19 protein-coding genes are annotated in these 21,277 nt (G+C 41.8%); 5 read left to right on the forward strand and 14 right to left on the reverse strand.

Features of this window, described 5'->3' with window-relative positions:
- Position 1 precedes the first annotated feature (1 nt).
- From GO816_RS01235 to GO816_RS01280, 10 genes are all read right to left on the reverse strand, one after another.
- Positions 2-400: an ExbD/TolR family protein gene (locus tag GO816_RS01235; protein WP_157539533.1), complete on the reverse strand. Its 399-nt coding sequence runs from the start codon at positions 398-400 to the stop codon at positions 2-4.
- Positions 397-1,113, reverse strand: a complete 717-nt coding sequence (locus tag GO816_RS01240; RefSeq protein WP_157539534.1) for a MotA/TolQ/ExbB proton channel family protein — start codon at positions 1,111-1,113, stop codon at positions 397-399. Before GO816_RS01240 ends, GO816_RS01235 begins: the two co-directional genes overlap by 4 nt.
- 5 nt (positions 1,114-1,118) lie before the next feature.
- A complete protein-coding gene (locus GO816_RS01245; protein WP_157539535.1) occupies positions 1,119-2,405 on the reverse strand; it encodes an SPOR domain-containing protein in 1,287 nt (428 codons plus the stop codon).
- Positions 2,406-2,447: 42 nt separating this feature from the next.
- On the reverse strand, positions 2,448-4,265 hold the full coding sequence (locus GO816_RS01250; RefSeq protein ID WP_157539536.1) for a TonB-dependent receptor: 1,818 nt from the start codon (positions 4,263-4,265) through the stop codon (positions 2,448-2,450).
- Between the two features lie 24 nt (positions 4,266-4,289).
- Positions 4,290-7,364, reverse strand: a complete 3,075-nt coding sequence (locus GO816_RS01255) for a tetratricopeptide repeat protein (protein WP_157539537.1) — start codon at positions 7,362-7,364, stop codon at positions 4,290-4,292.
- A 177-nt stretch (positions 7,365-7,541) separates the two neighbouring features.
- Entirely contained in the window at positions 7,542-7,904 is a 363-nt protein-coding gene (locus tag GO816_RS01260) for a response regulator (RefSeq protein WP_232336462.1), read from the reverse strand.
- A 396-nt stretch (positions 7,905-8,300) separates the two neighbouring features.
- Entirely contained in the window at positions 8,301-8,762 is a 462-nt protein-coding gene (locus GO816_RS01265) for an RNA recognition motif domain-containing protein (RefSeq protein WP_157539539.1), read from the reverse strand.
- Between the two features lie 78 nt (positions 8,763-8,840).
- On the reverse strand, positions 8,841-9,407 hold the full coding sequence (locus tag GO816_RS01270) for an L-threonylcarbamoyladenylate synthase (protein WP_157539540.1): 567 nt from the start codon (positions 9,405-9,407) through the stop codon (positions 8,841-8,843).
- Entirely contained in the window at positions 9,400-10,527 is a 1,128-nt protein-coding gene (locus GO816_RS01275; protein ID WP_157539541.1) for a glycosyltransferase family 4 protein, read from the reverse strand. Before GO816_RS01275 ends, GO816_RS01270 begins: the two co-directional genes overlap by 8 nt.
- A gap of 117 nt (positions 10,528-10,644) precedes the next feature.
- On the reverse strand, positions 10,645-11,463 hold the full coding sequence (locus GO816_RS01280) for a 2,3,4,5-tetrahydropyridine-2,6-dicarboxylate N-succinyltransferase (protein WP_157539542.1): 819 nt from the start codon (positions 11,461-11,463) through the stop codon (positions 10,645-10,647).
- Positions 11,464-11,562: 99 nt separating this feature from the next.
- On the opposite strand from GO816_RS01280, the gene GO816_RS01285 reads away from it, so the two are divergent.
- Positions 11,563-12,000: an RNA-binding S4 domain-containing protein gene (locus GO816_RS01285; protein WP_157539543.1), complete on the forward strand. Its 438-nt coding sequence runs from the start codon at positions 11,563-11,565 to the stop codon at positions 11,998-12,000.
- The gene (locus GO816_RS01290; RefSeq protein ID WP_157539544.1) at positions 11,997-12,278 is read left to right on the forward strand and encodes a SelT/SelW/SelH family protein; all 282 of its coding nucleotides are present in this window, start codon (positions 11,997-11,999) and stop codon (positions 12,276-12,278) included. Before GO816_RS01285 ends, GO816_RS01290 begins: the two co-directional genes overlap by 4 nt.
- A 49-nt stretch (positions 12,279-12,327) precedes the next feature.
- On the opposite strand, the gene GO816_RS01295 is transcribed toward GO816_RS01290, so the two are convergent.
- Both GO816_RS01295 and GO816_RS01300 read right to left on the reverse strand, forming a co-directional pair.
- On the reverse strand, positions 12,328-12,801 hold the full coding sequence (locus GO816_RS01295) for a nucleoside deaminase (RefSeq protein ID WP_317163567.1): 474 nt from the start codon (positions 12,799-12,801) through the stop codon (positions 12,328-12,330).
- A 133-nt stretch (positions 12,802-12,934) separates the two neighbouring features.
- Positions 12,935-13,546 (reverse strand): OmpH family outer membrane protein, encoded by a 612-nt coding sequence (locus tag GO816_RS01300; protein ID WP_157539545.1) that lies wholly within the window; start codon positions 13,544-13,546, stop codon positions 12,935-12,937.
- A gap of 151 nt (positions 13,547-13,697) precedes the next feature.
- On the opposite strand from GO816_RS01300, the gene gyrB reads away from it, so the two are divergent.
- The 3 genes from gyrB to GO816_RS01315 all read left to right on the forward strand — a co-directional run bounded on the left by gyrB (position 13,698) and on the right by GO816_RS01315 (position 18,495).
- Complete coding sequence (gene gyrB / locus GO816_RS01305) at positions 13,698-15,656, forward strand: DNA topoisomerase (ATP-hydrolyzing) subunit B (RefSeq protein WP_157539546.1); 1,959 nt, start codon at positions 13,698-13,700, stop codon at positions 15,654-15,656.
- A gap of 233 nt (positions 15,657-15,889) precedes the next feature.
- A complete protein-coding gene (locus GO816_RS01310; protein ID WP_157539547.1) occupies positions 15,890-16,594 on the forward strand; it encodes a 3'-5' exonuclease in 705 nt (234 codons plus the stop codon).
- Positions 16,591-18,495, forward strand: coding sequence for a DUF294 nucleotidyltransferase-like domain-containing protein (locus GO816_RS01315; protein WP_157539548.1), 1,905 nt, complete (start codon positions 16,591-16,593; stop codon positions 18,493-18,495). The genes GO816_RS01310 and GO816_RS01315 overlap by 4 nt, the downstream gene beginning before the upstream one ends.
- 49 nt (positions 18,496-18,544) lie before the next feature.
- Here the strand turns inward: GO816_RS01315 and GO816_RS01320 are convergent, their stop codons facing one another.
- Together GO816_RS01320 and GO816_RS01325 are read right to left on the reverse strand one after the other, a co-directional pair.
- Positions 18,545-20,827 carry a TonB-dependent receptor gene (locus GO816_RS01320; protein WP_157539549.1) on the reverse strand — a complete coding sequence of 761 codons (2,283 nt, stop codon included), beginning with the start codon at positions 20,825-20,827 and terminating at the stop codon, positions 18,545-18,547.
- An 83-nt stretch (positions 20,828-20,910) separates the two neighbouring features.
- Positions 20,911-21,228 carry a hypothetical protein gene (locus tag GO816_RS01325; protein WP_157539550.1) on the reverse strand — a complete coding sequence of 106 codons (318 nt, stop codon included), beginning with the start codon at positions 21,226-21,228 and terminating at the stop codon, positions 20,911-20,913.
- Positions 21,229-21,277: the final 49 nt, after the last annotated feature.

The following is a 21,277-nucleotide window of genomic DNA, read 5'->3' on the forward strand; positions in this document are numbered from 1 at the left end:
ATTACTTGGGCTCGGTGGCCAGTACCAGTTTAATGTTTAATTTTTGGGCTATGTCCATTACCTGCACTACATCCTGTATGGCAACGGTACGGTCAACGTGCAGTACAATAGTAAGTTCATTTGCTATGTTTTTGTAGCCTTCAAGTGTAGCCTGCAAGGCATCAACCGCAACTTCCTTCTTTTCTACATAATAACGCAAATCCTGCGTAACTGATACCGTAATAGTTTTTTTCGATACCGCCTGCCCCGATGATGATTTTGGCAGCATCAGCTTAATTACGTTTGGATTAGTTACTGTAGATGCGATGAGAAAAAACAGCAGCAAAAAAAACATAATATCATTCATAGCCGAGGTATGCACTTCGGCCGATGCCCTTTTATGTCTCTTTCTTAAATTCATCGGCTTGGCTCCTCCAGCAAATCAATAAACTCTATGGCGTCGGTTTCCAGTTTTAAAATAACCTTATCAACCATCATGTTCAGTATATGGTAACATACATAAGCAATGATACCAACAAACAAACCTGCTGCCGAGGTTACCATTTTAACGTACAAACCACCCGAAATTACACCCATGCTGATATTATCAGTTTTTGATATATCGTAGAATATTTTGATTACACCCGCAATGGTACCCAGGAAACCAAACATTGGCGCTATACCGGCAACAATACCTAATATACCAATATTCTTCTCCAGTTTTGATACTTCAAGCTTACCCACATTTTCAATGGCACCTTCAATATCTTTTATAGGCCTGCCAATACGCAATAAACCCTTTTGCAGCATACGGCCAAGCGGCGAGTTACTGTTACGTGCCACGGCCACGGCAGAGTCAAGCTTACCGGCTGTAATGCTTCCCTTAATTTGGCGCATTAGTTCCGACTCATCTTTTGACGCCTTACGGATAGTAAAAAAGCGTTCAAAAAATATCACCAAACCCAATACAGCCAGTATACCAATTGGAATCATTACCCAGCCACCTTTTATCAAAAGGTCGCCAAAGCGTAAATCATCAACAGGTGCAGCAGGCGTAGTTACCGGCTGAATGGCCTTATTTACAGTATCAATAACTTGTTGAGCAGTGTCAGTTACCTGCGTTAATAGCGTCATTATATTTACTTTCTAAGAGTTTCAACGTATAATTTCCAGTTAAGTACTTTTCCTTGCTTAACCAGTTGTTTCTTTGCTTCCTGTCCTTCGGTATAGGTTGGATAGTAACCCAATGCCACTTTAAATAATTTGCGCGAGTTTTCAAACGGTGATGCGCCTATGCCAACTGCCTTGTACCGTTCTGATGCAGCCTTTGCCAGCTCAAGCGTGCCGTATGAGCCGCCAACCAGCACATAATTATAGTGATTTGAATTAACTACCGTACGCGCACCAACTGTAGGCGTTTCAACCTCAGGCGCGTACTCGGTTGATTCGGGTAAAGCCGTATTCCTGGCCACAGTATCAGTAGCGGCCGGTGCCTTTATAATAACGGTATCAGACGGTGCAGGTGTATTAACCTTTACCGAATCCATACTTGGCGATGCCTTTTCGCTGTGGTCAGTTGCCTTGCGAGTATTGTCGTTAGCTGTATTTTTTAATATCATTATTACGGCAGCCGCAGCAATAACCAATACAAGCCCTAAATAAAAAGGCAGGCGCATGTAAAACGGACGGGCAGGAACCTCATCATTATTATCTGCAACAGGTAAAGCTTCTGTTTTTTGAACCTGTGGCACCTCAGGTTGCGGTTGAGGTACAACAGGCGCAGGTTGTTCAGCCTTATGCTGCACCGGCTTGGGCTGGCGCACTAAAGGCGATATTGAAGTTGTAGTCTGCGGTTTGGCAACAGGTGATTCATTTAAAGCCTCCGGTGCTTTGCCAAGTTCCTTTTCAATTGAAAAAGTTACCGGAACCGGCTGTATCGTTTCTTCGCTAGCAGTGGCGGAGTTTTCCGGTTCGGCGTCAAGTTTCGGTTCGGTGCTTTGGGCAGCAGATGATTCGGGCCCTTTTTTAAGCAAACTAACCGGTGCAAAACCGAATGCTGCAGTAGCTTCTGTTGTTTCAGATGCCGACCTGAAATGAAGTGTATCAACTTCTTTTGACAGCCAACCAAGGTTGCCAATCCTAGCCTCGCCTATTTCGGCCTGCTGCAAGGTATTTTGCACGAACCTGTCTAAAAAAAACTTCGCTGATGATACCGAAACCTTACTTTTTTCAGTAAGGTATTGTAACAATACATCATCGCTTACAGTGGTTTGTTCAAACTCGGTAGCAAAATATGGTGGGTATAGTTTACCCTCTTCAGCATTATAATAACCTCTTTTACGAACCTGTTTGAACACACCAATATCGGGTATGCCAATGTTGCCACGTTCGTTAAGAAGCTCTGATATATATACTGAAAGATCCATTTTTTGTAAGCAGTATTTTTAGCGCAATGGCGGCAAATATAGTTAAAAACTGTAGCCTACGCCTCCAAATATGTTAAATGAATAATTAGGGTAGTACAACCAGGTTTGATAGTTTGTATTGAGAATATTATTGGCCTGCACAAATACCGACAACTTCTTGGTGGCCTTGTAGCTCACACCACCGCTTAAATCGGCAAATGATTTGATATTAACCACCTGCGTGCCGGAAATTAAATCTTTTGTGCTTCCACGGAAAAGTAACGAACCGTTAATATCAACCTTGTTACTGATATGGATGTGCGTACCTGCAGTTAACTTAAATTTAGGTAAGTTCCATGGCTGCGCCTCGCTGGCCAGCTTATAGTCGCGAAACTCCACCCTACCGAATATATTCAAATCATCAGATGCCTTGTAATCAAGCTCACCGTTAAAGCCGCTTATGCGGGCTTTTCCATTGTCATAAATAACGTTAAAGCGGTTATTACCGGTTGGGTAAGCTGCATCTGCAACAATTGGCTGCACACCGCTTACAAATAAAGGCAAATCAGATACACTGTTACGGAAAACAGATGCTTTAAAGCCTAGGCCCGCAAATAACCTTCCCTTTAAGCCTATGCTTATATTAAGTTTATCAACCGAGTTTTTGATAGCTATATTTTGACCGATGAAAGGATTTTCCTCTGAAAAGCCGCGTAACGACGAGCGGTTTACGTCGCCGCTTGCCTCGGCAAATAAACGCACGTATTGAGGTATAACCTGAAACTCAAGTTTGGCAGCAGGAAAAATGAAGAAACGTGTAAAATAACTGAACTCTTTAACAATGTTTATTCCCGCATCAATCTTATAATTTTCGCCCTGGAACTTTAAGTAAGGATTGGCACGTAAAAAGCTATTGTTTATAGAGTAGGCTAAATCTTTTTGTGAAGCAACATCAACAGATGCAGCAATACCTGCGTAAAACTGGTTAATGGTTTGATTTAAATAACCACTGATTACTACGTTATTTTCGCGCGCTTTAAAAGCATTGCTAAACAAGTAACCGTTAATTTTAGCAGCATAAGTAAACACACGGTCGGTGTCCTGGTAATTACGGCTTAATTCGCCTTCGGCACTTATGGTGTTAAAATGCTGCTTTGCCGGGTCAATTGGAGCTGTGGTTAACGTATTATCATAACCATAGAAGTAATTGTTACGACGCTGGTAGTTTATACGACCAGTCAACGTGTTTACCTCGCCGATACTTTTTCCAAACACAGATGCATCAAGCTTGCTGTGGTTCTGCTTTTCAAGATCACTACCCTGTTGCCCAAAGTACTTTACGTACGCTCCGGTTTGCAAGGCGGCATCTTTGCCGTTGTTGATGTAAGCTTCGCCAAAAAGGGTACGTAAGCTTCCAAACCCCGCTCTTACGAAGTTATCGGCAGGTATGGAATCGCGCTCAACAGGCATCTTCATGGCCTCTAACTGGCGTATGTCGCTATTGCGCTCAAGGCGCTTATCTAATGTAGAGTATGTGAGCGGAGCCTTGTATAGCTGCGTTTCTTCAAGATTAGGGTTGCGGCGTATTTTAACCGCATCAGCCAAAACAGGTTTGTAAATAGTGGTTACTACAATTTCTTCTGACAAGCTTCCGCCGTTTTGCTGGGCATTGTTTGCCGGTGCATTGCCACCTTTTTTTGTAGTATCCTGCTTTAATTTGGCAGCAGCATCACCAACCTTTTTGGCTACCGGTTTGCTCACCGGCACCTTTTGCGCTGGTTTTTGCACCGGCTTTTTTGCCGGTTGCTGTGTTTGAGCTTGTGCAAGCGCAGCGCCAAACGTAAAAATGCTTGTCAGTAATATATATCTATATCTGGTCATGTACTTATCTGGTATGGGCGTTGCTTACTTGTCTTGTTTTTTTGTACCTGTTGCGGCGGGTGCTGTTTTCTCGGCATCAGTAATTTGCTGCAGTTTTGCTTTAGCTTCCGGTAAGATTTCATCATTAGCCTTATAGCCATCAATTACACTCTGCAATGTGGCTTTAGCCTGGAACGGATCTTTAAGTGCCAGGTAATTATCGGCCAGGAGTATAAAGGTTTTTGTAAGCCAGTAATCATAGTTCGACATTTTGTTGATGATGTCGAAGCAAGTTTTTTGCGATGCTTTGTAATTACCTCTTTTATACTCTATTTGGGCAATGCGGTATTTAGCCTCAGCTGCTGCAACTGTTTTTGTATTAGTTACTGTATAATTGAGCTCTTTAATGGCTGCGGCAGTATCACCTTTAGAAAGATGGGCAACGCCTGCGTAAAGACCGGTTTTATACTTATCCTCCTCTGCCGATTTTTCGTTCTCTCTAACCAGTTTTACATAGTGCAGGGCATCGTCTGCCATCTCCATTTGTGCGTAGCACATTAACAGATTATTAATTGCAAAGGTGTAGTCGGCTTTGTATTCTGAGTTGGTTTCCAAACGCTTTAAGTAAACAACGGCTTCGTTGTACTTTTTCTGCGATATATACATCTTTGAGATAGCAATAAGCGATTTCTCTGTGTATGCACTTGTCCAATCGTTTAATATAACATTGTAATCCTGCACGGCTTCATCGGTGCGGTTAAGGTTTACCAATGCCTGCGCACGTATAAAGCGCATTTGCTTTTCATAAATAGGTTTAGTTTTAAACTTATCATAGTAAGCTCCTACTGCGGCAACAGTACCCTCCCAATCGCCTTTGAGGTAAAGGTTATTGGCGGCAGTGGCCATTAAACTTTCCTGCTCGGCTGCGCTGTAGTTACCAATTGGCGTAGTTTGCGCGTAGCTTATAAAAGTTTGCGCATCGCCCTTATCGGTGTATATTTTTTCTATTTGCTTTAAAGCCTGTTTGGCTTCTTCGGCCGATGGATAGGTTTGTACTACTTTTTTAAATGATTCTACAGCGGCATCGTCCTGGTTGTTATTATAATCAATTAAACCAATTGTTACCAGTGCACGGGGCACGTAACTGCTGTTTGGGTACTTCTGAATCATGGCCTGAAGATCAGTCTTAGCACGGTCTCCTTCATTTTTAAGGAAGTAAGTGTAAGCAATCTCAAATGCGGCATCATCTGCAAAATCGGAGTTTGGATAGCGGGTTAGAACACTGTTAAGGGTTGAAATTTTAGCATCAGGTGATGATTGCAAGCCCTGTATCATACCACGCTGAAATAAGGCATAGTCCTGACTTTGGCTGCCACTGGCTATCAACCTGTCATAATATGACATGGCCGAGCTATAGCTCTTTGTTACAAAGTAACTATCGGCAATACGTGCAACTGCATCATTAACTGCATTTTTATCGGTTGGTCCGCCGGCTAAAAAGCGCTCAAAGTAACTTGCAGCCTTTTTGTACTGCTCATCGCCAAATGCTGCATATCCTAAACCATAGTTTGCGTAGTTGTACACACTCAGTGAACGCGACTGCGGATTTTCAAGGAAGGTTTCAAATTGTTCAACAGACTCGCCATACTTACGTACCTCATACATTGATTCGGCAAGCCAGTAAGTGGTAAGAGCAACAATTTTTTCATCGCGCGGGTGCTTCAGTGAACGCAGGAAAATGCCTATTGCATTTTCGAATGCACGCTCATTGTAAAATTCGAGTCCGCGGTAATAAGTAACTTTTTGGTAGACTTCTGCTGCGCTTGGATTTGCGGCAACAATTGGCTCTAAAATTTCCACTGCTTCCTTGTAATTTTTTGAATTCAGCAGCGCCTCGCCTAACAAGGTTTTTACCTCATCGGTACGGGTTGACCGTGGGTAATTGCGCAAATACTGGCGGGTAGCCTCTAAAGCCTGCGTATTAAAATCAAGCTCGTAAGATAGCTTAGCATATTCAAAAAGTGCGTCTTCCTGCAGTTGCTTGTCAAAATCTAACTTGCTTGCAATTTGGAATGCGTTACGCGCCGATTGCTTGTTGCCTGATTTTAAAAATATACTACCAAGCGTATAATTACCACTTTGCGCGTACTCATCATTTTCGTTTACCAGTTTTGATAGCTCGGTAGTAGCCTTTGCATTATTACCGGTTTTGTAATGAGCATAGCCTATTTGGTAACTGTCCTGGCTGTTTTGAGTTTTTCCCTGGTCACGGTCCTGAAACTGTGTGTAGTACTTAACTGCATTGGGATAATCACCTTTAGCAAAGTATGAAGCGCCAACTATACGCATCATATCCGTTTCGTGCTGCTGCTTGGTACTATTTAAAATAGGTATGGCATAGTTCAATACGTCATCGTAGCGCTTATCTAAAAAGTAAACCGCTGATATATAATAAGGGTAGCTGCTTTCGTATTTTTTTGAATTTTTAAGCTTTTCAAAATTTACTAAAGCTATGTGGTAATCTTTATTAAGGTAAGCTATGTAGGCGTAATAATAGATAGCGTCTTCCTGAAAGGACGACTTTTTATCCTTAATATCTAAAAATTGCTGCTGGGCGTATTTATAATCGCCCATGTCAAAGTAGGCATAACCTTTACGAAACTTGTATTCCGTGTACTCACGCCCGTTAAGTTCATTAGCGTTTATTTTATTAAACCACAGCAATGCATCGCCATACATGCGCTGCCTTGAATACGACTTTCCAATTTGAAAATAAGCCAGCTTGGATAAAGGATTTTCAGGATGCTCCTTAATGAAGCGCATAAACATGGGCAAAGCATCATCATTACCCAATTCAAGCGCGCAAAGAGCCTCATAATATTGGGCATTTTCCTTGAGCATAGATAGCTCCGACTCAAACTTTGGCTGTGTAGTTGTTTTTAAGCGTACTTGTTCAATAAGCCTAAATTGCTCGGCTGCGGCTACAAACTGCCCGCCGTTAAGCAACTCCGTAGCGGTATGATAGGTGCGATATATATTAAAAGAATCATTTTGCTGGGCCTTAACGGTTAGCGTGCCTAACATTAAAGCACATGCAGCAATGGGTTTGAGTTTGATCATCAGAAAGCTGTTAACAAAGCAAATGCAAAAATGCAATCCGCGGCATGTTTAAACAAGCCGGATTGCATTTTTTTAAACGAAAGTAAATAATTGATGGTATAACCCGATAAACTTAAAGTAATAATAGGTTTATCCTCAGCTATTTATTTTTAAGATGATCGGTTTGAAAAGAAAAGATTAAGCAACCAGTTGGCGCTGTATTTTATTGATAAGCATACTTATATCAAACGGCTTAGCTAAAAAGTCATCAGGAGCGCATTCTTGTTTAAGTACATCACCTACGTTATGGCTGGCCGAAATCATAATAACAGGAATACTGTGCGTTTTATCATTAAGTTTAACGTGCTTACACAAATCACGGCCATCTAAGCCATTTAGCATAATATCCATTAAAATAAGATCGGGCTGCTCTTTATTAATCATATCAAACAACTGGTGACCATCGGCAAGAGTATTAACTTCATATCCGTAATCCTCAAGAACTAGTTGCAATGCCTCTAAAATATCCTTGTCATCGTCAACCGCTAATATCCTGCTCATGGTGTTCATATAAGTGTGTATTGTATCTGCTTATAATTCAATTAAAATATTATTAACAATTAATAAGCCAAACATTAAAACGCGATTAAATAACGGATAGAATTTTAAGAGGAAAAAGCTCTAATAGCTGATATGAACCATAATTGGACAAAAGATAGACTTAAATACTTGTTGCAACTTACTTATATTAAGCTATTAGCCTTTACTTATACCGTGTACATAAAATTTATAAACAACCTCAAATGTTATTAACAATGTCGAGCATTTAAAACACTAAGCTATTAGCTATTGAATAAATATTTGTACAGCGTTCTATTTATAGTACAGCATTTTAATAAGTGCTTTAAAAACAAAAACCGACTGATGCCGGCTTTTTAGTGATATTAAACAATATGTTTATTGTTCGTTTGGGTTGTCGTTACGCTTAAAGCCACCGCCTTCTCCCCTGTTGTAGTTGCTGTTATTACCTCTGTTGTAACCACCGCCACCACTGTTACGATCTTTATTATAGTTTCCATTGCGGTTGTTACCGTAACCGCTACCACCACCACGGTTGTAGCCACCTCCGCCGCCCTGTCCACGGTTATTCCGGTTAAAGCCACCTGTAGGTTTAGGCCTTTCGGTTGCCTGGCTAACTGCCAGTTGCTTGTTGTGGCCTACGGTTTTCTGATCTAAATGGCTAATGGCGTTTAGTGCTTCCTCGTCATTTACCATTTCAACAAATGCATAACCTTTACTACGGCCGGTTTCACGATCGGTTACAAGGTTGATAGTTAAAATGTCGCCGTAAGTAATAAAGAGTGTAGCGATATCCGTCTCATCATAATCAGGCGGAAGTTTTGCAACAAAAATTTTCATGGTAGATAAGTTGATATTACAATTTTAGTAAAAAGCAACCGTGTTTGTATATTTTTTTTAAAAATTGAAGTAGAACATCTAGCGCCTGATAAACTCAAATAAGCCGTCGGGGTTTATACGCATTATGGTAGATGGCTTTTTTGCGGATAAATCATGCTGATCTATATTTACCACATAATCAACCCCTTCTATTACCTCGGCCGAAATTTGCGAGAAATTTTGAGGTGATGGCTGACCACTGATGTTGGCCGACGTAGATACCAGCGGCTTACGCATACGCTGAATAAGTTGCTGGCAAAACGGGTGTTTGCTCACCCGTACGGCAATACTGCCATCAGCATTTATTAATGAAGGTGATACGTTTTTTGCACCAGGCATTACCAGCGTAAGCGGATTTTCTGCAAACTCAATTAAGTCGTAAGCTATTGAGGAAACTTCAGCCACATAGCTTTCCAGTTTATGGTCGGCATCGAGCAAAATAATCATGCTTTTTTCCTGGGGGCGCTGTTTAAGCTCGAATATCCTTTGTATGGCTTCGGTATTGGTAGCATCGCAGCCTATACCCCATATAGTATCGGTTGGGTAAAGTATAATACCGCCTTGTTTAATAACTTCAAAGGCTTTATGTACCTCGTCTCTAAGCATCGTTCAATGTTTTTTTATAAACTTCTATAAGCTGGCCGGCCAGCTTCTCGTGATCAAAGTTTTTTGCATAATCAAATCCGCGAGTTATCATGTGTTGCCTCACCGACGGCGAATTCCATATCCTGTTAATTTTACGGGCCAGGTCCTGCTCATCATCGGGGTTTACATATAAGCTGTCAGGCCCCCCGGCTTCTTCAAGGCACGAGCCTGTAGCTGCAATCACCGGCACACCGGAGTTCAATGCCTCGATAACAGGAATACCAAATCCTTCATAGCGTGATGTATATACAAATACTGTAGCTAACTGGTATAATACGGGTAATTCCTCAAAACTCACCTGATGAAGAAAGGTTACGCGGGCAGATAAGTGATTTGCCTCAATATACTCTTTCACCTGCTGCATGTAGTCCGTAGGTTTACCAACAACCACCAGGCGCATACTATCTTTGGTATGCTCAAGTGCTTTTAAAATGAGCATCAGATTTTTACGCTCTTCAATGGTGCCCACGGTTAACAGGTATCTTTTGGGCAGGTTGTATTTTTTACGTACCTGCGCCCGGTATTCATCACTGTGGTACAAGCTAAAAATTTGATCGCAACCCTGGTATACCACATCAATTTTTGATGGCTTTACACCAAACAGTTCAATTAAATCTTCGCGGGTTTTATGGCTTATAGCAATAATTCGGGTAGCAGTACGGCAGGCATACCTAAGCTTTGCACGGTAAATTACCCTATCGGCCCATTTAAAGTAGTGCGGGTAACGCATGAATATAAGATCATGCACGGTAAGCACGCCTTTTATATCACTTTCTTTAAGCCCGAAAGGCAATTCATGACTCAGGCCATGATACAGCTCTATATTATCGCGCTTTAAATTTTTAACAACACCCATGCTACGCCACCACGATGACAGGTACAAGTGGCCCGGAGTTACGGTAGTGATGTTTTTAAATCTGTTAAATTCGTCTTTATAACGGTTTTGCCTTACACGGGGAGTATACAGGCTTATTTGGTTTTGAGGTTGATACTGAGCAACACTCTTAATTAACCAGCGGCTGTAGTTTCCCAGCCCTGTACTATTTAAAAATGCCCGCTTTGCATCAAAACCAATTATCATGCTTCAGATATTTTAAAACAATATTGCGAGAAATAAAGCAATTTCATTGTTAATAAGCAGTTAAGCCCACAATTAAAATTACTTCACTCCTCGCAATAACGAGTTTTATATTAACAATTAAACAGCTACGTTGTTATCGCGCAACGCGTCGTTCAATGATGTTTTTTTATCAGTTGATTCTTTACGCTTTCCAATAATTAAAGCACAAGGAACTTGGTACTCACCGGCAGGAAACTTTTTGGTGTATGAACCAGGTATTACTACCGAACGTGATGGTACACGGCCTTTATACTCAATCGGAGTTTCGCCGGTTACATCAATTATTTTTGTTGAGGCGGTAAGTACAACGTTAGCACCTAAAACAGCTTCGCTTTCTACATGCACACCTTCAACCACAATAGCACGTGAGCCAATAAAGCAATTGTCGTCGATTATTACCGGAGCTGCCTGCACAGGCTCTAATACACCGCCAATACCAACACCACCGCTAAGGTGTACATGCTTGCCAATTTGCGCACATGAGCCTACAGTAGCCCAAGTATCAACCATGGTACCTTCATCAACAAATGCACCAATATTTACGTATGATGGCATCATAATAACGCCTTTAGCCAAATGCGCGCCGTAACGGGCTATGGCATGAGGCACAACACGTACGCCGTTCTTTTTGTAATCGGTTTTAAGTTTCATTTTATCATGAAACACAAACGGACCTACTTTAACCTCCTCCATCTCACGGATAGGGAAGTATAAAATAACGGCTTTTTTAATCCAGTCATTAACATGCCAGCGGTTAGTAATTAGCTCAGCAACACGTAGTTCGCCTTTATCTAAACGCTCAATAACGGTTTCAACGGCACCAATATATTCATTAAGGTTAAGCAATCCCCGGTCTTCCCAGGCATCCTCTATCATTTTCTTTAAGTTAGCGGGCATATCAAAAGTTTTCGCAAATAAAGGGAATTTTAAGGAAATTTGCAGAACTCTATGCATCAATAGTGTTTAATAAGCTATTGATTATATTGATACTTGGTTATGCCGGAAAAAGAAAAATTACGAATAGACAAATACTTGTGGGCAATACGCATTTTTAAAACGCGCACATTAGCCTCTGAGGCCTGTAAGGCCGGCCGCGTTAAAATTAACGGGCAAACTATAAAAGCATCGCACGAGGTAAAAGTTGGCGAAACTTATAATATTTCCAAAGGACTGGAACGCAAAATCATAACGGTTATCGGCCTGCTTGAAAATCGTGTGGATGCTAAAAAAGCTGTGGAATTTTACAGCGACCTCACCCCTGTTGAAAACACGCCGTCGTTTAAATCAATGTTTAACATGCCTATGCTCAGGCGCGACCGTGGTACCGGCCGGCCAACAAAGCGCGACCGCCGCGAGATTGACGATTTACAAGACGGATACTTTACACCCCCACCCCCGCAAACCGGAACAGGGAATGATGATACCGAAGAATGAAACCAACCATTTGTATTGAATACTGCCCTAAATGCGGCTGGATGCTGCGTGCTGCCTACATAGCGCAAGAGTTACTCACTACGTTTACAGATGACATAAACGGCGTTATGCTTAAACCAAGCGAAGTAAGCGGGCGCTATACAGTAAGTGTAAACGATGTAGAAGTATTTGACCGTAAAACAGCAGGAAGGTTTCCGGAGGTTAAGGAGCTCAAGCAACTGGTTAGAGACATTGTAAACCCAGATAAGAGCCTGGGACATTCTGATAAAAAGACTTAAAATCAAAAGAGCCGGAATCAGTTGTTGATTCGCGGCTCTTTTATAGTATTTAATAATGTGTTTTACCTTCGTGAGCTTCCCAGGCTTTAAAGGCACCTAAAGCCTCATCACGGAGCATTTCCACAACAGGCACTTTACGTTCACTTTTGGGCCGCTCCAATTCTTCATAAATAAATTGGTCATCAAAGCCAATGGCAGCAGCATCGGCCTTATTGTTGGCGTAGTAAATTTTATCTATACGAGCCCAGTATATGGCAGCTAGGCACATAGGGCATGGTTCGCAACTGGTATAGATTACACTGCCCTCCAAACTAAAATTACCCAACTCGGAGCAAGCCAACCGTATGGCCGATACCTCGGCATGAGCTGTAGGATCATTAGTAGGAACAACTTTATTGCCGCTTGCACCAATCACCTTACCATCTTTCACTATTACGGCACCAAAAGGGCCGCCCAAGCCTTCGGCTACGTTTTGTTCAGAAAGCGCGATTGCCATGCGCATATAATCTTCATGATTCATCATATCTCCTTGCATATTCAAAGCGCTACTTTTGAACTATTAATCAGTTGTAAAAAAGAATGCCTTCTGCTTTTAAACAGAAGGCATTTGTATGTGTTTTCATTCTCCCCTTTTATATAAAGGAAAGAATTGAGATTTATTTTTTGTCTTTGTTGTATGCTTCGTTAAGCTTAGCAACTACATCGCTGGTAATATCTAAACTGGCATCACCATATAAAATACCGCTGTTACCTTTTTGGTAGGTCATAACCATTTTGTAGCCTTTATCTTTAGCATAAACCTTCAAAAAGTCGGCAACTTTTTCGTAAAGCTTAGCTTGCTCGCCTGCCTGATCCTGCTGCACCTGTGCACCGGTATTTTGCTGATAAGCTTGTAACTCTTGTTGCTTGCGTGCAAGGCGCTGCTCGGTAGCCTGGCGCTGATCAGCACTCATAGTTGCTGCTGATTTTTGATACTCGGCAACTTCACGCTGAAAAGCCTGACCCCTGTTTTGCAAATCAGCCTGCGCAGCCTTACCCTTTTTCTCCAAACGGTCGGCCATGTCTTTAAAATACTGATACTTGTTTAATAACGTGTCAGAGTTCACAAAAACAATATCACCGTTTTTAAGTGTGTTGTCTTCAACTTTAGCAGCAGCCGGCGTGGTGGCTGGCTTATCATTAGTTTTGTTTTGATTGCAGGCAGCTAAGCTTGCGGCTACCAGTATGCTTAAAGTAATTTTCGATAGTATCGAAGCAGGGTTCTTCATCGTGCTCAATTAAAAAATTTCACAAATATATAATTTCATTATTAGTATTCTAATGTTTTTAAATGACCTGATACTGACCCGTCAAGTTATCAACAATAACAAGATTATGCGCTATAATGCGTATATTTGTTAGTTAGTTTTACACTTAAACATGAGCGAAGAAAATCAGAATAAATCCAACTATTCAGCTGATAACATTCAGGTTCTGGAAGGTTTGGAGGCAGTACGTAAAAGGCCTTCCATGTACATTGGCGACACCGGCGTTAAAGGTCTTCACCACCTGGTGTATGAGGTTGTAGATAACTCTATTGACGAGGCACTGGCCGGATACTGTACTGATATTAAGGTTATTATACACGAGGGTAATTCAATTACCGTTGAAGATAACGGCCGTGGTATTCCTACGGGCATCAATACCAAAGAAAACAAATCGGCGCTTGAAATTGTAATGACCGTGTTGCACGCTGGTGGTAAGTTTGATAAGGACACTTACAAGGTATCAGGTGGTTTGCACGGTGTAGGTATTTCCTGCGTTAACGCACTATCAACCCATGTTAAAACCGTTGTACACCGCGAAGGAAAAATTTTTACACAAGAGTATGAGCGTGGTAAACCGTTGTTTGATGTTAAATCAATTGGCGAATCAGACCGCACAGGTACTATTCAATGGTTCCAACCCGATCCGGAGATTTTCACTACCACTTTAGAATATAAATACGACACTTTAGCTGCCCGCCTACGCGAGCTGGCTTTCCTGAATAAAGGCATCAAGCTATCATTAACTGATGAACGCGTTACCGAGGAAGATGGAAGTTTCCTGACCGAGATTTTCTATTCAGAAGGCGGCTTAAAAGAGTTTGTTAAGTTTTTAGATGGTACCCGTGTACCTATCATACCTGAGCCTATTTATGTAGAAGGCACCAAACAAGGTGTACCGGTTGAACTGGCTTTGCAGTACAATGATACGTACTCAGAGAACGTTCACTCCTACGTAAACAACATTAACACCATTGAAGGCGGCACACACGTGGCCGGTTTTAGAATGGGCTTAACCCGTACGCTTAAAGCTTATGCCGATAAGGAAGGATTGTTGAAAAACGCCAAAGTAGAAATTTCGGGTGACGACTTCCGCGAGGGTTTAACTGCTATTATTTCAGTAAAGGTAGCCGAGCCTCAGTTTGAGGGCCAAACTAAAACCAAATTAGGTAACAGTGAGGTAAGCGGTGCCGTAAACGTTGCCGTAGGCGAAATTTTAACCATGTATCTTGAGGAAAACCCTAAAGAGGCCCGCATGATTATTAATAAGGTTATTTTAGCCGCTACTGCACGTGCAGCTGCTCGTAAAGCACGCGAAATGGTACAGCGCAAAAGTGTAATGGGCGGTTCGGGTTTACCCGGCAAACTGGCCGATTGCGCCAACAGCGATCCGGCTGTTTGTGAAATTTATCTTGTCGAAGGTGACTCGGCGGGTGGTACAGCCAAACAAGGCCGTGCACGCGATTTCCAGGCAATACTGCCGCTTCGTGGTAAAATTCTGAACGTAGAAAAAGCCATGGAGCACAAAATTTACGAAAATGAGGAGATCAAGAACATGTTTACTGCACTTGGCGTAAGCATTGGCACTCCTGAAGATAGTAAAGCGCTTAACCTTACCAAGCTGCGTTATCACAAAATTGTGATTATGACGGATGCCGACGTTGACGGTTCGCACATTACCACGCTTATACTAACCTTCTTCTTCCGGTATATGAAAGAGTTGGTTGAGCTGGGTTATGTGTACATTGCTTCGCCGCCATTATACCTCGTTAAAAAAGGTAAAGATTTTGAATACTGCTGGAATGATGAACAACGTAACGCTGCTATACAACGCTTAAAAGGCGCAGGTAAAGAAGACAGCGTACACGTACAACGTTACAAAGGTTTAGGTGAAATGAATGCTGAGCAATTGTGGGAAACTACCATGAACCCGGCTACCCGTACCTTACGTAAAGCAGGCATTGAAAACGCAGCAGAATGCGATCATACTTTCTCTATGCTTATGGGTGATGAAGTAGCACCACGCCGTGAGTTTATTGAAAAGAATGCTAAATATGCGCGTATTGACGTTTAAGTAAGTATTCTTACTTATTTGTACATATAAAGCCCTGCCTTTAAGCAGGGCTTTTTTTATGGGCGGTTCTTGGTAGCAGACGTATTGCACATGCCTCAAAGTAATCGGCAGCTTATATGCATAATGCGCCAACTTATTTTGGCATTACTTGTTATAAAATTATTATTTTGCACCTGTATACTGCTGCTACAAACCAATTATAAGCTAAAGCAGTTTACGTTAACTGCTTAGTTGTGACCGATTATCTGATCTTTATTGATATTGAAGCTTCTGGCCTACCTATAAACTGGCACTCGCCCTATTCTGAAGAAGGTGCGTGGCCGTCAGCCGTGCAAGTGAGCTGGCTTATTTACAATAAGGATGGCGAGGAGCTTAAGCAGGAAGATCATTACATTAAAAACTCTGACTTCATCATTACTCCTGCCGCCATGGAAATTCATGGTATAAACCCGGGAATTTTGGGTATAAAAGGCGAAGAAAGAGTGCCTGTTATGCAAAAACTGGCCAACGATCTTAATCAATATAAACCATTAGTGGTAGGCCATTTTGTACAACTGGATTACCATATTTTAAGTGCCGACTTTCACCGTGCAGGCATTGAAAACCCGCTGGCTAATTTACCGGTGTTTTGTACAATGATGGCAACGTCGCAGTTTATATGGAACCCTATGCCTAAAAACTTGCGCCTGGCCGATTTATATTCATATCTCTTTTACAAATCACTTCAGGACCAGCACAATGCACTTTCAGATGCAGGTGCTACGGCCGACTGCTTTTTTGAGCTGAGAAAAAGAGGAGAAATTAACGATAAGCTAATAGAAAGCCAGCAAAAATTTGCTAACATCAAAAACCTCAAATCTAAATCGGGGAAACTTTTTGCTTTTATAATTCCGGTTATTATATTGGCTTTGCTTATACTATTTGCCCATTACTTATGACTGAACGTGTTAAATACCTTCAGCAAATAACACCTTTTAACTTATTGCCTCTTGAGGTACTGCAAGGAATAGCCGAACAGCTAGAAGAAGTAACCTACAGTAAAGACAAGGTTATTTATCAGCAGGAAATATCGAAGCTCAAAGGCGTTGATATTATTGTTAAGGGTGAATATGAATCTTTTTTTTACGACAGCGTACAAAACAAACGCTTGGTTGAATATCACAACCCCGGGTTTTGCTATGGCGGAGTATCCGTTTTACTGAATCGCCGGCTTTCGCTACGCACCGTTATTGCCAAAAAAGGAACGCTTGTTTACTTTTTGCACCGTAAAGACTTTCGCGCTATTTGCAAAGCCTACGAAGACTTTTTCCTATACTTCACCGCAGAGTTTGGTAAGCGCATGCAAAATGAGGAATTTGTGCACTTTTTTAAGCAACCGCCCGCATTTGATGATAGCTACCTTGCAGCAGACCAGCTATACTCACGAAAAATTGACAGCCTTGAATTTCGTGCTATAGTAAAATGCAGCGCAACCACTCCTATCTATGAAGCCGCAAGGCAAATGACTAATCATAAGGTAAGCTGCTTGTTTGTAACCGACAGCCATGAGCAAATAGCGGGTTATGTAACTGATATTACGCTGCGCGATCGTGTGATAGCAGAACGCCGTGATGCCGCCGACCTACTTGAAACGGTGATGGACAGCCACACAGTTAGCATTGACGCCGACGCTTACATCTATGAGGCCATACTAATGATGTTTAGTACCAAAACGCGTTATTTACTGGTAAAAAAGAATGACGAGTATATTGGTTTCCTGAGCCGTAACAGGTTGTTGAGCGAGCAGGCACAGTCGCCGCTGGTATTTATACAGTCAGTAAAATCGGCGGTAAGTGATGATGAGCTTAAACGCAAATGGGAATCGGTTCCTCACTTCGTTAATCAGTTACTTGAACGTGGCGTAAACGCCAAAATTGCCAACCAGGTAATTAGCACCATTGCCGATACCATAGCTCAAAAGGTAATTGAAGGAGTAATTGAAAAAATTGGTCCGCCGCCGGCAAAGTTTGTTTTCATGGTGCTTGGCAGCGAAGGACGTAAAGAGCAAACTTTTAAAACCGACCAGGATAATGCCATTATTTATGAAGATAAAGCTAATGAGCACCGCGAAGAGGTAAGGGAGTATTTTCTTGATTTTGCCACCCAGGTATCAGGCAGGCTAAATGGTATTGGTATTGATTACTGCACAGGTGGGTTTATGGCGCAAAACCCTAAATGGACACACTCCCTATCACACTGGAAACGCAATTACACCAGCTGGATGGCTGAGTCGCTTCCGGAAACGGTTATTAATTTTTCTACGTTTTTTGATTGCCGGTTTGTTTATGGCGATGAAAACATAATGCACGAACTAAAGGCGTTTTTAGATGAAGAGCTACAAAAACCAATGGAGAAGCTTTTTCACAATATGGCCATAAATGCATTGCAATACGAGCCACCACTCACGTTTTTCAAAAACATAAGAACGTTTACCAAAGATAAGCGCGAGGTATTTGATATAAAAAAAGCAATGACCCCTATTGTTGACTTAGTTAGGGTTTATGCACTTAAGCACCGCGTGTTTGAAGTGAACACGGGCGACAGAATGCAGGAGCTACGCAAGCTGGAAGTGTTTAACGAAACTGCCTATCATGAGCTTTCTCAATCGTATTACTTTTTAATGAGCATGCGTTTAAAAAAGCAGGCACTGCAAATTATTCAGGATAAATCTGCACCTGATAACTATATAGACCTCTCTACACTTACAAAAATTGAGCAGGTTACACTCAAGGAAATCTTTAAGGTAATCGGTAATTTTCAAACCAAAATACGAATGGATTTTACCAATAGCGTATTCTAATAAAAAAGCCACAATCAATTTAATGACTGTGGCTTTTTTGGTATCACTATTATTTTAAATTGAACGGCAGATAAAACCCGAACGTGATATTACGACCGGGATTAAACACGCCCAGCGTTGTATCTTCCTGACTTAAGCGGCCAGGCTTAAGTCGGCTAAGCGCATCGTAGTACCGCTTATTAGTTAAGTTGTAACCCGAAATATATATTTTAAGAGGCTGTGACCCTAGCTTAATAGTAGTGCCTATACCTGCATTAAGTAAGGTATATGAATCGGTAGTAGTTTCAAAATCGGCATCAACTCTACCCTGGCGAAAATAATTATCAATGCCCGCATAAAAGTAAAACTCATGCAAACCTTTAATTTTCGGTTCAAAACGCAAGGTGTTATGTAACGTTCCGGCCGGTATAAATGGCAACGGCTTGCTGAACGTACGATTTTGCGCATGGGTATAATTAAACGTGTTTTCAAAATGAATAAACGAAACCGGGTGCAAGGTAACGGCAGCTTCGGCACCGTATAGGTTTGCATTAACCTGCCCGTAACGGTACACAGGGTAAGTACCTAAGTCTTCATCAGGCACTTCAATGGTTTCGTTATTATTTGAAAGGTAAATATAGTTGTGTACATAATTTTCGTAAACGCCAAGGCTACCTGTAAGTATGCCGGTACCAAACTCAAGCGTTGCATCGGCCTGATAACTGCGCTCGGGGCGCAAATTGCCGTTACCAACTTCATATCTGAATGTCCCCTCATGCACGCCATTCGCGCCTAACTCTGCAGGATTTGGCGCACGGAAGGCCGTACCCGCATTAGCTTTAAAGTTTACGTACTCGTTAAAGATGTGCGTATAGCCTAAAGCACCACTTATGCTGTTGAAAGTGTTGTTAAAGCCGGCAAAGCGCTCCTCCTCATCCTCAAATAACTGTTTACCTTTATTACGTATGTAATCGTAACGCAAACCTGCGCTTACCGTATTATCACCAAACGTTTTTTTAACAAAGCCAAATACACCTGCAGCATATGCATTATATTCAGGTATCAGTTTTTCTTCGGCTTTATTTAAACTCTTGCCTATGCTTCCGCTTAAACCTATAACCGGCTCCCATCCGTTTTTGGCAGGCAGCGCATATTTAGCATCTAACGAGTAAGTATTAAGGTCAAAATACAAGGCAGGATCGGCACTGTCCTCAAGCTCGCGTCGTTGGTTTTTTTGATAGCCTAAATCAACCTTCAATGATCCTTCACCTATTACAAAATTGTTATTCAGGGCCACCTTGTAGTGACGTATGTCTTGTCGCGGAAAGTCTAGCTTGCGCGAACGCTCGTTGGTGTAAAGTTCATTGGCTGTTTCAGGATCGTAAAAGCCTATGTTATTCTTATAGTATGAAAAATTTAAGTGCGAGTAACCCCAGCTCTTGTTTAAACCAAGCATACCACTCAGGTTTGTATTGTTAAAACCGCTGTTTGGAAAATACCCTTCAGGTGTTTTAAAAGAGTATGCGTTTTGGTACGAACCTCTACCTCTCCACACAAACCCGTTTTCATTACCTGTTAACATTAACGATGAGCCGGTTAATCCATTATTGGTAGAATAATTTGAAAGTAATTCGCCTTTAATCTTACCCGGTGCAGGCGCTAAAGGCTCAACCAAATTTATAACGCCGCCAATGGCGTCTGACCCATATTGGAGTGAAGCAGCTCCGCGCAATACCTCAACTTTATCGGCCTGGTACTGATCTAGCTCTATTCCATGTTCATCACCCCATTGTTGCCCTTGTTGCTTTATACCATCGCTAAGGGTAACTACACGGTTATAACCTAAACCCCGTATAACGGGCTTTGATATACCCGGTCCGGTAGTAATCTGGCTTACGCCGGGAACCTGCTTGGCCAACGCGTCAATGAGATTAGTGTAAGAGCCTTGTAGTTCTTCCTTATTAAGCACCGTTGCTGATGTGCTATTGCTTTTGCTGGTTGATGTAAGCACCGTACCCGTTACCACCACTTCACGTGCTTCAATTATACTTGGTGTTAATGAAAATGACAAAGCCGTTGGCGAGGATAAATCAACCGTTTTAACCTGGGTTTGGTAGCCTAAATAACTAACCTGCACCACAAAACGGCCACGTGCCGGTAACTGCGCAAAGCTGAATTCACCGGCAGCATTTGTACTGGTACTTATTCTTAATTGTGGAATGGTGATAACAGCACCAATAATAGGTTCGTTGGTTTTGGCATCGGTAACTTTACCATTGAAAGCAGCGATGGCCGCTTGTAGATAAACGGGTAGTATAAGCAGCATTAAGCTGCATAGAAACTTAAATTTCATGATTAATGAAAGGGCTAAAGTGTAATTTTGGAAAATGCAGTAATACAGCGACCGGATAACCGATCACTTTTCGATTTTTAACTTTACACTACCGGAGGCCCGCGGTTACCGGCAAGCAGTAATTCAATGCTGTTGTAAACGGGCACATATTCGCCTGTTTCACAAAAGCTTGTTAAAGCAAAAAAGTAGAATTGATGATGCTGCAAAAACAGTTGCAAGTTGCCGTGCTGCACACAAATAGGACAACTGTCTTCGGATATTTTTGACTTGTCTTTTTGTGCGTAATGCTTATGCAATTGCGGGGTTACTTTGTGCGTATGCGCAAAAACAATTACCTGCCCTGTTATAAAAAAAAACAGCAGTAATATTGATGTCGATATTTTTGCAGCGCGTTTGGTCAAAGCAATTACAGTACAAATATAAAGTGTAAGTGTGTGCGCTTTACATATT

Origin of the sequence: Mucilaginibacter aquatilis, from assembly GCF_009755275.1 — a bacterium.
Taxonomy (GTDB): Bacteria; Bacteroidota; Bacteroidia; order Sphingobacteriales; family Sphingobacteriaceae; genus Mucilaginibacter; species Mucilaginibacter aquatilis.

Excerpts from the sequence above, each read along its gene's own strand:
- GO816_RS01235 (WP_157539533.1), bottom strand. The coding sequence starts at position 400 with ATGAATTTAAGAAAGAGACATAAAAGGGCATCGGCCGAAGTGCATACC.
- GO816_RS01240 (WP_157539534.1), bottom strand. The coding sequence starts at position 1,113 with ATGACGCTATTAACGCAGGTAACTGACACTGCTCAACAAGTTATTGAT.
- GO816_RS01245 (WP_157539535.1), bottom strand. The coding sequence starts at position 2,405 with ATGGATCTTTCAGTATATATATCAGAGCTTCTTAACGAACGTGGCAAC.
- GO816_RS01250 (WP_157539536.1), bottom strand. The coding sequence starts at position 4,265 with ATGACCAGATATAGATATATATTACTGACAAGCATTTTTACGTTTGGC.
- GO816_RS01255 (WP_157539537.1), bottom strand. The coding sequence starts at position 7,364 with ATGATCAAACTCAAACCCATTGCTGCATGTGCTTTAATGTTAGGCACG.
- GO816_RS01260 (WP_232336462.1), bottom strand. The coding sequence starts at position 7,904 with ATGAGCAGGATATTAGCGGTTGACGATGACAAGGATATTTTAGAGGCA.
- GO816_RS01265 (WP_157539539.1), bottom strand. The coding sequence starts at position 8,762 with ATGAAAATTTTTGTTGCAAAACTTCCGCCTGATTATGATGAGACGGAT.
- GO816_RS01270 (WP_157539540.1), bottom strand. The coding sequence starts at position 9,407 with ATGCTTAGAGACGAGGTACATAAAGCCTTTGAAGTTATTAAACAAGGC.
- GO816_RS01275 (WP_157539541.1), bottom strand. The coding sequence starts at position 10,527 with ATGATAATTGGTTTTGATGCAAAGCGGGCATTTTTAAATAGTACAGGG.
- GO816_RS01280 (WP_157539542.1), bottom strand. The coding sequence starts at position 11,463 with ATGCCCGCTAACTTAAAGAAAATGATAGAGGATGCCTGGGAAGACCGG.
- GO816_RS01285 (WP_157539543.1), top strand. The coding sequence starts at position 11,563 with ATGCCGGAAAAAGAAAAATTACGAATAGACAAATACTTGTGGGCAATA.
- GO816_RS01290 (WP_157539544.1), top strand. The coding sequence starts at position 11,997 with ATGAAACCAACCATTTGTATTGAATACTGCCCTAAATGCGGCTGGATG.
- GO816_RS01295 (WP_317163567.1), bottom strand. The coding sequence starts at position 12,801 with ATGATGAATCATGAAGATTATATGCGCATGGCAATCGCGCTTTCTGAA.
- GO816_RS01300 (WP_157539545.1), bottom strand. The coding sequence starts at position 13,546 with ATGAAGAACCCTGCTTCGATACTATCGAAAATTACTTTAAGCATACTG.
- gyrB (WP_157539546.1), top strand. The coding sequence starts at position 13,698 with ATGAGCGAAGAAAATCAGAATAAATCCAACTATTCAGCTGATAACATT.
- GO816_RS01315 (WP_157539548.1), top strand. The coding sequence starts at position 16,591 with ATGACTGAACGTGTTAAATACCTTCAGCAAATAACACCTTTTAACTTA.
- GO816_RS01320 (WP_157539549.1), bottom strand. The coding sequence starts at position 20,827 with ATGAAATTTAAGTTTCTATGCAGCTTAATGCTGCTTATACTACCCGTT.